Genomic DNA, 12,050 nt, shown 5'->3' on the forward strand with positions numbered 1-12,050 from the left:
CTCTATCGCCGGTTACGCTTCAACCGGAGCGGCTGTCTTGCCGCCCTGCTTTTCAAGAACCGCCTCCGTAATCGAATTCGGAATGCGTCTTGGTGTTTCGACCAGGCCGAGGACCGGCATGGCGACTAGGAAGAACAGGAAGTAGAACAGCGTCGCAAACTGCGAGATCACGACGAAGTTGCCTTCCGCCGGCTGTGAGCCGAGCCAGCCGAGCAGGATGGCATCGGCAACGAACAGCCAGAAGAACAGCTTGTACCACGGACGATAGACCGCCGAGCGAATCTTGGAGGTGTCGAGCCAGGGCAGGAAGAACAGCACGATGATGGCGCCGAACATCGTCAAAACCCCGCCCAATTTGGAGTCGATGGGGCCGATGTTGAAGGTGATCGAACGCAGCATCGCGTAGAACGGCAGGAAGTACCATTCCGGAACGATGTGGGCCGGCGTCTTCAGCGGGTTGGCCGGAATGTAATTGTCGGCATGGCCGAGGAAGTTCGGCAGATAGAAGACGAAATAGGCGAAGACCAGCAGGAAGATGGAAACGCCGAACGCATCCTTCAGCGTTGCATAGGGTGTAAAGGCCACGGTATCGGTCTTCGACTTGACTTCAACGCCGGTCGGGTTTGTCTGGCCGGTCACGTGCAGCGCCCAGATGTGCAGGACTACGACGCCCGCGATCATGAACGGCAGCAGGTAGTGCAGCGAGAAGAAGCGGTTCAGCGTCGGATTGTCGACGGCGAAGCCGCCGAGCAGGAAGGTCTGGATCCAATCGCCGACCCATGGAAAGGCGGAGAAGAAGCCGGTGATGACGGTGGCGCCCCAGAAGGACATCTGCCCCCAGGGCAGAACGTAACCCATGAAGGCCGTCGCCATCATCAGAAGATAGATGATCACGCCCAGAATCCAGAGAATTTCGCGCGGCGCCTTGTAGGAGCCATAATAAAGACCGCGGGCGATGTGGAGATAGACGGCCACAAAGAAGAAGGACGCGCCGTTAGCGTGCAGATAGCGCAACAGCCAGCCGTGGTTGACGTCGCGAACGATCTTTTCGACAGAGTTGAAGGCGATCGTCGTTTCCGCCGCATAGTGCATGGCAAGAACGACGCCAGTCAGGATCTGCAGAACGAGCATGACGGCCAGCATGGCGCCGAACGTGTAGGCATAGTTCAGATTGCGCGGAACCGGATAGGCGATGAAACTGTCATAGACCATACGCGGCAGCGGCAGCCGCGCGTCGATCCATTTTTCGAGCCCAGTGGATGGCTCGTAAGACGAATGACCACTCATGCTTCAGTTCCCCCTCAACCGACCTTGATCTTTTTTTCTGCGGTAAACGCATATACCGGAATAGCGAGGTTCTGCGGCGCCGGCCCATGGCGGATGCGACCGGCGGTATCATAGACCGAACCATGGCAGGGACAGAACCAACCGCCATATTCCCCCGCCTGACCGAGCGGTATGCAACCGAGATGCGTGCAGACACCGATCATGACAAGCCAGTTTTCTTTCCCGTCACCGGCCGAACGCGCCACATCGGTGGCCTGCGCATCCGCCGGCAAATTGGCATTGCGGGCGACCGGGTCCTTCAGATCGGAGATCTGTGCACCCTTACCATCATCGATTTCCTTCTGCGTACGGTTGCGGATGAAGACTGGCCTGCCACGCCACTTCACCGTCATCGACATGCCGGGTTCCAGGCTGGAGACATCGACTTCGATGGAAGCAAGAGCGAGCGTCGAGGCATCCGGCCGCATCTGATCGATGAACGGCCAGGCAAAGGCGACTGCGCCCACGGCGCCAGCCATGCCCGTCGTCAGATAAAGAAAATCTCGGCGAGTCGGCTCGCCCGCGGTTTCACTCGTCGTAATATGCTCGCTCAAAGCTGGACCATCCTCATCCGCAAAACCCGCAGCTTGACGCTGCGGTACCCCCTCAATGCCGGCGAATCAACGCGAACATAATTCCGCCATAGATTCCTCCGTAACCCGCCGCGTTCTAAGCTTGATCGCAAATTATGTCCAGTCTTGGCAAGGGGTGTGGGCACAATGTCGCGGGAAAACCGCGCTATTTGGCCGCGAGTGCCAAGCTTAAAATCTCCACGCTCGATCAAACTGGCGTAAGCACATGAAAAATCGCAGGATTCGCATAATATATTTTCCATTGCGGAGCAAAATAAACAACAATTTCAATGTTGCATTGCAACATAACCAGCTACACGCTGGCCGATGGTCTATACTAAGCTCTACTTCCTACTCCTTAAATCCGAGTGGATTTTAGGAACAGCTTATGGCCTCTTATGACGCCGCCGCGGCTCGCAGCGGCCAGCATAAAACATCGCTGAGGACACAATTATGAGACATACGATCTATTGCGTTCTATGCGTCCTTGCCACGTTGACGCTCGCCATCCTTGCGGCGCGTTATGCAACCAATCTCTGGCTACTCGGCTTCTTCGAAAGCCTGCAGACCCACATCAGCCTTTTCGGCATTGCGCTCGCCCTACTCGCGCTTCTTTTCAAGCGGCATTGGTATGCCGTCTTCCTGCTGGCTGTCGGTGTCGGGCTTGCGGTCCATTCCGTTATGCTGCTGCGCGAATATGCCGCCGTTCCCCCCGTAAACCCGCCGGCAGCCGCCGATGCCAGCAAGAGCTTCAAGTTGCTCTCGTTCAACATCGACGACGACAACACTCCCCAAAACGGCGTGCGTATCGCCGATCTTATCGTCGGCTCGAAGGCCGATGTCGTGGAGATTTTCGAGGCGAACTCCATTCTATCGCAGCTGCCGCGAATAACCGATATCTATCCCTATCGTATCGGCTGCGGCGTCATGACCACCGATTGCGATTCCCTGCTGCTGTCGAAACGGCCGCTGCTTACGCAGGACATGCACAGCCTCGGCAGCCTTTGGGACAACCGCTTCATCCACGCGACCATCGACATGGATGGTCAGACGGTCAATTTTGTCTCAGCTCACCTCAGCAAACCCTATTTCGACGAGTTTCACACAGTCGAGTTGAACATCCTCGCCCCGATCCTGAAAGATATTCAGGGGCCACTGATCCTTGCCGGCGATTTCAACGCTTCGGTCATTGCGCCGGACATGCAAGACTTCCTCGACGACACCAGTCTGCGCCACGTCTTCCCGGAACCCGCCACCTGGCCGATCAAGGGCGGCGCCTACGGCATCGCCATCGACCATGTTTTCGCGCGCGCTCCGCTGCGGCTGGAGTCGGTCCAACAGATACCGGATGCCATGGGATCGAACCATTTTGGCCTGGTGACGGAATTCAGCGTTTCAAAATAGCTATTTGATTTTGCTCGCGCTTATCGGAGCGCCGCCGGGTATTTTCGGTGGCGGCGCTACTCGGCCGCGATGAAGCCGCCGGACTGGCGCGCCCATAGCTCGGAATAGAGGCCGCCGCGGACAACCAGCTCGTCATGGGTGCCGTCTTCGATGATCCTGCCCTTGTCGATGACGATCAGGCGGTCGAGTTTGGCGATTGTCGACAGGCGATGTGCTATCGCAAGCACCGTCTTGCCTTCCATCAGCGTTTCCAGATTGGACTGCAGCGCCGCCTCAACCTCGGAATCCAGCGCCGAGGTCGCCTCGTCCAGCACCAGGATTGGCGCATCCTTCAGCATAACGCGAGCAATGGCGATGCGCTGGCGCTGGCCACCGGACAATTTGACGCCGCGCTCGCCGACATGGGCGGCATAACCCCCGCGGCCCTTCTGATCCTCCAGCGTCATGATGAACTCATCCGCCTCCGCCCGCCGCGTCGCCTGTGCCATCTGCTCCTCGCTCGCCTTCGGGCGACCGAAAAGAATGTTGTCGCGGATGGAACGATTGAGCAGCGCTGTGTCCTGCGTCACCATGCCGATCTCACCGCGCAGCGACTCCTGCCGGACCAGGGCGATATCCTGTCCATCGATCAGGATGCGGCCGCCTTCGAGATCGTAGAAACGCAGCAGCAAATTGACCAGCGTCGTCTTGCCGGCACCGGAACGACCGACGATGCCGATCTTCTCTCCGGCATGAACGGTCAACGAAAAATCATCTATGACACCGCTGCCGCGACCGTAGTGGAAGGCCACATTCTCGAAGCGGATTTCCGGGCGGACAATCTGCAGATCCCTGGCGCCCGGCTGATCCACCAGGCCGATTGGCTCGGAGATCATCTCGGCGGAATTCTGGATCGTGCCGAGATTACGCATGATTGCATTGAACTGCGCCATCATGCGACCGAACAACATATTGAGCCGCAGTACCATGCTGAGCGTGAAGGCAACGCCGCCGGTCGAAATCTCACCGGCGAGCCAGAGATGGATGGCAAGTGCCGCGATCGTCGTGATCATCACGCCCGACAAGAGCGCCAACGACGAACGCACGCCGGTCAGAAGCCGCGTGAACGGCATGACGGCAGCCTGGAAGCGGTCGAAGCCGTTGCGGATGTAGTCGTCGTTCTGCTCTTCCCGGCCGAAGAGTTTCAGCGTCTGGATATTGGCATAAGCATCCACCATGCGGCCGTTCAACATCGACGACGCCTCGGCGGCGTTGCGCGCATGGCGTCGGATGCGCGGCACGAAATAGCGAGCAATCACAGAGAAGACGCCGATCCAGACTGCGATCACCAGCGCGAGGCGCCAATCGAGCCCGCCGACCAGCGCTATGGTCGAGGCGGCATAGATGATGATAAACCAGACCACCTGCAGCAGCGACACGACAAGATCGCCCGTCGACTGGCCCGCCGACCAGACCTTGGTAACGATCCGGCCTGAGAAGTCATTCTGGAAGAAGCTCACCGACTGGCGTGCGACATGCATGTAGGCTTGCCAGCGGACGAGATTGAGAAAGCCGGGTACAACCACCTGCTCCTCGACCAGCGCCCCAAGGCTGACCACGATAAAACGGACGACCAGCACGACGAAAACCATGCCAAGCAGTGCGCCACCGTGGCCGGAAAGCAATCCTGCCCAACCCGCCCCCGGCTGCACTTTGTCCAGTATGTCGACGAGATGCCCCACGAACCAGAACAGCGCCGCCTCCAGCACCGCAACGGCGCCGCCAAGTGCCGCCATCGCCAGAAACGGCCCCTTCGCCTGACCGACATAATACCAGATGAAAGCCCAAAGCGACCGCGGCGGGCGAAGATCGCCAGTGCGGTAGTAGGGATCAATCCAGGTTTCGAACAGGCGATAGACGGAGCGGATCAGCATCCCCGCGATATAGGAATTTTTGCCTGGGGTGCAAAGGCAAGCGCGTGGCTAGGGAATCTCACATTTTTGTCATATTCCACAATTGGAGGCTGCAGTACAAATCACCATGGGCGGGAATCAGAACCATGTTTAGTGCATCTTGATACGCCTACCATTGTGATTTATACATTACGGACGTTCTATGCTTCGCATACTCCAGACGGTTACTTATCAGCGCTGGGAACGCCGGCTTCGGGATGAGCGTGCTCGCGCGGCGATTGCTGCACGGCTTTCCCGTTTAGCATTTGGTCTTATGGGAGACATTAGACCGGTAGGCGACGGCGTGAGCGAAATGCGCATCCACTACGGACCGGGCTACCGAGTCTATTTTGTTCAACGCGGCGGAGAGATCATTATCCTCCTGTGCGGCGGTGATAAAAGCAGCCAAGCTAGGGATATCGAACAAGCGAAAATGCTCGCCAAAAATTCGGACGAATTTGATGCCTGAGAAACTAATCCCGTACGATCCCGCAGAGGCGCTAACTTCCAACGACGCCGTCGATGAATTCATGAGGGACGCCTTTGAAAGCGGTGATGCAGGATATATCGCCCATGCGCTCGGCATCGTCGCCCGTGCGAAAGGCATGACCGGAATAGCTAAAGAGACCGGCATGGCGCGGGAAGCTCTCTACCGCTCCTTCGCATCGGACGGCAACCCGACGCTGAAGTCGGTCCTCGCTCTAATGCAATCGCTTGGTTTTGAACTAACGGTCAAACGACACAACATTTGACATAGTCGGAACCGCCGCACGGATGGCCCGTAATCTCTTTCAGGTTGATCTCAGCAACAAACAGCCAAAACAAAAAGGGCGAGCCCGAAGCCCACCCCTTTTCTCATTCCGCCGCCGCCTCGGCCTCTTCATGGTCCGCCAGGAACCCGCCGGATTGCCGGTTCCAGAGGTCGGCATAGATGCCGCCATGCTGGACCAGATCGCGATGGGTGCCCGTCTCGATGATCCGGCCCTTGTCGAGCACGATGAGGCGGTCCATTTCGGTCAATGTCGACAGCCGGTGGGCGATGGCGATCACCGTCTTGCCCTGCATCAGTGCGAAGAGGTTTTCCTGGATCGCCGCTTCCACTTCGGAATCGAGCGCCGAGGTTGCCTCGTCCAGCACCAGGATCGGCGCGTCCTTCAGGAAGACGCGGGCAATCGCGATGCGCTGCCTCTGGCCACCTGAGAGCTTGACGCCGCGTTCGCCGACCTGAGCATCAAGCCCCTTGCGACCTTGCATGTCGGAGAGCCCCTCGATGAACTCCCAGGCATTGGCGCGCTTGGCTGCCTGGATCACCTCTGCATCCGTCGCTTCCGGATGACCATAGGCGATGTTGTCGCGGATCGAACGGTGCAGCAGGGACGTGTCCTGCGTCACCACACCGATCAGCGAGCGCAGGCTGTCCTGCGTCACCTTGGCGATATCCTGGCTGTCGATGGTGATGCGTCCGCTTTCGAGATCGTAGAAACGAAGCAGCAGGTTCATCAACGTCGTCTTGCCGGCGCCGGAGCGTCCGACCAGGCCGACCTTCTCGCCGGCACGGATATCGAAGGTCAGGTTGTCGATCACACCCTTTGTCTTCCCATAATGGAAGCGGACATGATCGAAGTGGATCGCGCCCTGCTTGGCCGTGATCGCCGGTGCCGCCGGTACGTCGACGATATCATGCGGCTTCGTCAGCATTTCGATGCCGTCATAGATCGTGCCGATGTTCTCGAACAGCGCCGAGACTTCCCACATGATCCATTGCGACATGCCGTTGACACGCATGGCAAGCCCGATGGCGATGGCGATGGCGCCGACCGAGATCGAACCGCTCAGCCAAAAGTAGATCGACAGCGCCGAGATGACAAACAACGCCACGCAGTTGTTGACGTAGACTGCGATGTAGAACAGGGTCACCTTGCGCATCTGCCCGTAGACAGTCTGCAGGAATTCGCTCATGCCGGCCTTGGCGTAGCCCTCTTCGCGGCCCGCATGCGAAAACAGCTTCACCGTCGCAATGTTCGTATAGCTGTCGACCACCCGACCCGTCATCGTCGAACGTGCATCCGCCTGAGCGGCTGCGATCTTGCGCAGTCGCGGCACGAAATAGCTGACGATGCCGATATAGATCGCCAGCCACGCCAGGATCGGCAGCATCAGCCGCCAGTCCGCCGCAGCGATGACCAGGATCATCGACAGGAAATAAGTAACGACATAGACGAAGACGTCGAGGATCTTCATCACCGCTTCGCGCACGGCAAGCGAGGTCTGCATCACCTTGGTGGCGACGCGGCCGGCGAACTCGTTGGCGAAGAAGGTCATGCTGTGGCGCAGCAGGAAGCGATGCATCTGCCAGCGGGCAATCATCGGATAGTTGCCGAGCAGCACCTGATGCATGATGATGGAATCGAGCACGGCTGCCAGCGGCAAGCCGACCAGCACCATCGCACCCATCCAGAAGAGCCTCTGCCACTGCGTCTGCAGGAACGTCGCCTTGTCCGCATGCGACAACCAATCGACAATAGCGCCCAGGAACTGAAACAGCGCCACTTCGCCGATGGCAATCAGCATGGTGAGAATGGCCATGGCGATCAGCCAGGGCGCGGCCGGCTTGGTGTAATGCCAGCAGAAGGCAAAGAGACCCCGCGGCGGAACGCCCGGCACTTCGCTCGGAAAGGGGTTTAGTCGCTGTTCGAACCAGCCAAACATGAAAAGCTCCAAAGACTCGACCCTTCGGCACCGCTTCTGCGCCTCAAGGGATCGCAGACTGATATGGTGGCCGGGCGATGAAAGAACGAGGCCATATCGGCCGCGCAATGAATCGAAAAGGGGAAACTCGCGAAAATCCGCGTTAAAGCGCCTGGATCATCGCCGTGGGGTCACGGCCGGGAGGCGCATCATCACAAACAAAATATTCATCTGAGCCTCCTCTGTCACAAGTTGTAGAGCGGTTCTCTTTTACCGTGCATTGATCGCTTTGAAAAGTCAAATGTGCCCAAAAACCCGCCGGAATCTTTCAATTCTGCTGATGAAGACATCACAGAAACAGAGGGATTCGACAAAAGGCGAAGACAACTCCCGGCAATTCCGCTAGTTGCAGACCATGACTTCGCTGCACATCGCTCTCTATCAGCCCGACATCCCCGGCAACACCGGCACGATCCTCCGGCTCGCCGCCTGCCTCGGCCTTGGCGTCGATATCATCGAGCCGGCCGGCTTCGACATATCGGATCGCAACCTCAAGCGCGCCGGCATGGATTATCTTGCCGCAGTCACACTGACGCGACATGTCAACTGGGAACGTTTCGAGGCCTGGCGGGCGGAAAGCGGGCGCCGGCTGGTGCTCGCCTCCACCAAGGCCGCCGAACGCTACACGGACTTCGCCTTCCGGAAGGATGACATACTGCTCTTCGGCCGCGAAAGCGCCGGTGTGCCCGATCATGTGCATGAAAAGGCCGATGGCCGGATCCTGATCCCGATGGTCGGCGGCCAGCGCTCCATCAATGTCGCCATGTCGGCTGCGATGATATCGGGTGAGGCGCTGCGGCAGACAAACTGGTCGTAAATGTCGCGGCAAAACTGAAGGCTGCGGCGGCCAATTGCCGTTGGCATGCCCGGTAAAGTGTGAGAAGCTTTGGCTTGGAAATGCCTTACCTAACGGCAACCCTGGCGAGGTGACCCATGTTCCAGACGGCATTCACCCTCACCCTCACTCAATTCGCGCGCACTCTCACACTACCCGAGCGGCTGCAGCGCTCTCCGGTGCGCAATCTCACCCTGGAAGCTCTCCGCCAGCGCAACACTGCGCTCGATGCGCTGTTTTATGACGTCAAAGTCATTACCCCGGAAGAGGCCTTCTATATAAGCGGATCACTTGCGGCCGAAGGCTCGATCATGATTGTGCCACCGAGCGGCGGCGCCAAGCTGACCCTTTGCGAAACGCTGGAAGAGTTTGTGGTCCGCGGCGGCCAGGAGGCGCGGGCGCTGGCGGCCGCCGGCATCGGCGGATCGGCTCTCGGCGCGGCAGCCTTCGCCCGCAATGTCGCCAACGCGATCGGCGCGCCGGTCGCCGTCGTCGTCTCTGGATATGGTCTGGCTGACATCATCACCGAGGCGTTTGGCGGCCATTTCTTCTTCGGCCATCTGAAAGGCCTGCGGCCCATCTTCGAGATCCTGGACGATCTTGCCGGACGACCTCAATTCGGTGTCGCCGACGAGAACGGCGGTGAGATAGCCGCCCGCAGCAGTCTCAACACCAGGACGGTGCGAGCCCTTCTTGCCGACCCCCGCCTCTCCTTCCGCCTGCTTGCCGGCCACTCCAAGGGCAATCTGGTGATTTCGGCTGCCCTTCACGATCTCTGCGAGGAGGACGAAGCCCGGGCCGCACAACTGGCGGAGACGGTGAAGATCATAACCGTCGGCACTCGCATCGCCATGCCGCCGACCTTCTCGGATGTGGTCGATGTCATCGGCGAATGGGACTGGTTCGGGGAGATGAACTCCCGGCCATTCATTCCAGCCGATCAGCGGATCCCACATGCCTGGCATCACACCAACACGGATTTGAACGGCCATCTGCCGGTAACTTCCGTGCTGAAGCAGATTTTGGCCACGGCCGCGACTTCGGAAAAGCCCGAAACGGCGCCTGCATTGCATGTCGTGGCCAAGCCGGAGGCATCGGCTGCGGCAACGACCGAAACCGTAGTCCCATCCCCCACGGAGCCGCCAATGCGACGGCCCGCGACGATCAAGAAGGTGAAGGAAGCCTTCTCGAACGGAACCTTGCCCGATGTCCCGCCGATGCAAGCGGACTTTTCCGGTGAGACGCAGCCGCCGAAACCGCACTAAAATCAGGCACTGCGCAAATATTGTCCAGATATGTCGCTCACAGTGTTGGACCGCGGCCCGTCGCAAGCGTATAATCCTTAGCCGGCAATGAAAATCGCCGCAATTCACGTGGCGCGTCCAGACACTTAAATCCAAGCATTTTCAGTGATTTCCGTTCGATCTCCGATAATCGCTGGAAACATGGAAGCATGAGAAAGACATAAAAAGACGAAATGGAATCCACAGTCGTAATGATCAATCTGTTCGGGGCCGTAGCCTTGCTACTGTTCGGCCTTGCGCAGGTGAAGGATGGAGTATCGCGCGCCTTCGGCGCCAAGCTCAGAACTGGCCTTGCCAGCGGCACACGTGGCAGGCTTCGCTCTTTCATCGCAGGCTTCGTGGCAACGGTCGCGTTGCAGAGCTCGACCGCAACCGCGCTGATGATCGCCTCCTTCGTCGAGCGCGATCTCGTCTTGCCGAGCATGGCGCAGATCGTGCTGCTCGGCGCCAATGTCGGCACCGCTGTGACAGCCTGGATCGTCGCGACGGGCATCGAATGGCTGTCACCGCTGATCATTCTCATTGGTATCGTGCTCTATCGCCGCTCATCCACCACCCAAAAGGGCGCGGGCACGGCATTGATCGGCATCGGCCTGATGCTGCTGTCGCTGCAATTGCTGAGCCTCGCCACCGCGCCGATGCGGCAATCGCCAGCTCTTGCCGCCTTCATTGGCCTACTCGACGACGCTCTGCCCGTTGCCTTAATCTTTTCGGCTGTGCTCGCCTTCGCCTCGTCGTCCAGTCTCGCCATGGTCGTGCTGATCCTGTCGCTCGCATCGACTGGCATCCTCTCTCCGGCCCTGACTGTCGCGCTCGTTCTCGGCGCCAATCTCGGCGGCGCGATCCCGCCCGTCATGGCCACCCTATCCGGCCCTGCCACTGCGCGCCGGGTGACGCTTGGCAATCTGATCGTGCGCACCATCGGCTGCCTCCTTGTCCTGCCCTTCGCAGGCTATATCGGCGCATGGATGCAGGCTCTGCCTTTTTTGCCGGCCAAGCTGCCGGTCGACGTCCACCTGCTCTTCAACATCGTCCTTGCCATCTGCGCCTGGCCTTTCTCTCCCTTCCTCTCACGCATGATGCAGCGGGTGATCCCGGACGATCCGCTGGCCGACGACGGGCCGAAGTTTCTCGATCAGCAAGCCCTAAACACGCCGGTCGTTGCTTTGGCGAGCGCGACGCGCGAGGTCCTGGGCGTTGGCGATCTCATCGAGCGTATGCTGATCCGCACGGAAAACGCGCTCAACAACAGCGATCTGGCTCCTCTGAAGGAAATCGCGATCCTGGAAAAGCGCGTCGACCGGATCCAGCAGGAGGTGAAGATCTACCTATCGAAGCTCGGGCGTGAAGGGCTGGATGATGAAAACGCCCGTCGCTCGATCGTCATCATCGATTACGCCATCAACCTCGAACATATCGGCGACATCATCGAAAAAGGCCTGGCGGAACAGGTGGCAAAGAAGATCGGCAAGGGCTTGACCTTCTCTGAGGATGGCTACCAGGAGTTGCTGAGCCTCTTCGACCTGACGGTCGATAATCTGCGCATCGCCCAGACCATTTTCGTCACCCGCGATTTCAACCTCGCCCGCCAGTTGATGGAGGTCAAGGTCGATGTCCGCCGGCTAGAGAAACAATCCGCCGAGCGTCACCTCGAGCGCCTGCGCGACGGCCGCGTCGACAGCCTGCAGACCAGTTCGCTCCATCTCGACATGCTGCGCGACCTGAAGCGCATCAACGCCCACATCGTCTCCGTGGCGCATCCGATCCTGGATGAAAGCGGACTACTGATCGAGAGCCGGCTGCGGAAAACACAATAGCCGGTTCGGGCCCGCCGCAGTAAAGGCCCTCAAGGCCATTTTTTTGGCGCAGCCGGCGTAAAGCTCGCAGATGGAAGTAAAGAGCCGTCTCTTATGCTCTGATTTCGTTCAAC

10 protein-coding genes are annotated in these 12,050 nt (G+C 59.1%); 6 read left to right on the forward strand and 4 right to left on the reverse strand.

The features are described 5' to 3' along the window. Positions 1-12: 12 nt before the first annotated feature. Together CCGE525_RS13935 and petA are read right to left on the reverse strand one after the other, a co-directional pair. Positions 13-1,287, reverse strand: coding sequence for a cytochrome b (locus CCGE525_RS13935; RefSeq protein WP_120704788.1), 1,275 nt, complete (start codon positions 1,285-1,287; stop codon positions 13-15). Positions 1,288-1,301: 14 nt separating this feature from the next. Next, the gene (petA, locus tag CCGE525_RS13940) at positions 1,302-1,880 is read right to left on the reverse strand and encodes a ubiquinol-cytochrome c reductase iron-sulfur subunit (protein ID WP_120704789.1); all 579 of its coding nucleotides are present in this window, start codon (positions 1,878-1,880) and stop codon (positions 1,302-1,304) included. Positions 1,881-2,351: 471 nt separating this feature from the next. On the opposite strand from petA, the gene CCGE525_RS13945 reads away from it, so the two are divergent. After that, a complete protein-coding gene (locus CCGE525_RS13945; protein ID WP_120704790.1) occupies positions 2,352-3,302 on the forward strand; it encodes an endonuclease/exonuclease/phosphatase family protein in 951 nt (316 codons plus the stop codon). 56 nt (positions 3,303-3,358) lie between these two features. Here the strand turns inward: CCGE525_RS13945 and CCGE525_RS13950 are convergent, their stop codons facing one another. Further along, a complete protein-coding gene (locus CCGE525_RS13950; RefSeq protein WP_120704791.1) occupies positions 3,359-5,215 on the reverse strand; it encodes an ABC transporter ATP-binding protein in 1,857 nt (618 codons plus the stop codon). 181 nt (positions 5,216-5,396) lie between these two features. Here CCGE525_RS13950 and CCGE525_RS13955 point away from each other — a divergent pair, with 181 nt between their 5' ends. Further along, positions 5,397-5,702: a type II toxin-antitoxin system RelE/ParE family toxin gene (locus CCGE525_RS13955; protein ID WP_120704792.1), complete on the forward strand. Its 306-nt coding sequence runs from the start codon at positions 5,397-5,399 to the stop codon at positions 5,700-5,702. After that, a complete protein-coding gene (locus CCGE525_RS13960) occupies positions 5,695-5,985 on the forward strand; it encodes an addiction module antidote protein (RefSeq protein WP_120704793.1) in 291 nt (96 codons plus the stop codon). Before CCGE525_RS13955 ends, CCGE525_RS13960 begins: the two co-directional genes overlap by 8 nt. A 103-nt stretch (positions 5,986-6,088) precedes the next feature. On the opposite strand, the gene CCGE525_RS13965 is transcribed toward CCGE525_RS13960, so the two are convergent. Then, positions 6,089-7,942, reverse strand: coding sequence for an ABC transporter ATP-binding protein (locus CCGE525_RS13965; RefSeq protein WP_120704794.1), 1,854 nt, complete (start codon positions 7,940-7,942; stop codon positions 6,089-6,091). 394 nt (positions 7,943-8,336) lie between these two features. On the opposite strand from CCGE525_RS13965, the gene CCGE525_RS13970 reads away from it, so the two are divergent. From CCGE525_RS13970 to CCGE525_RS13980, 3 genes are all read left to right on the forward strand, one after another. After that, positions 8,337-8,798: a tRNA (cytidine(34)-2'-O)-methyltransferase gene (locus tag CCGE525_RS13970; RefSeq protein WP_120704795.1), complete on the forward strand. Its 462-nt coding sequence runs from the start codon at positions 8,337-8,339 to the stop codon at positions 8,796-8,798. A gap of 116 nt (positions 8,799-8,914) precedes the next feature. After that, entirely contained in the window at positions 8,915-10,081 is a 1,167-nt protein-coding gene (locus CCGE525_RS13975; RefSeq protein ID WP_120704796.1) for a hypothetical protein, read from the forward strand. A gap of 212 nt (positions 10,082-10,293) precedes the next feature. Continuing rightward, positions 10,294-11,937, forward strand: a complete 1,644-nt coding sequence (locus CCGE525_RS13980) for a Na/Pi cotransporter family protein (protein WP_120704797.1) — start codon at positions 10,294-10,296, stop codon at positions 11,935-11,937. Positions 11,938-12,050 lie beyond the last annotated feature (113 nt).

It is taken from the genome of Rhizobium jaguaris (genome assembly GCF_003627755.1).
GTDB classification, from domain to species: Bacteria; Pseudomonadota; Alphaproteobacteria; order Rhizobiales; family Rhizobiaceae; genus Rhizobium; species Rhizobium jaguaris.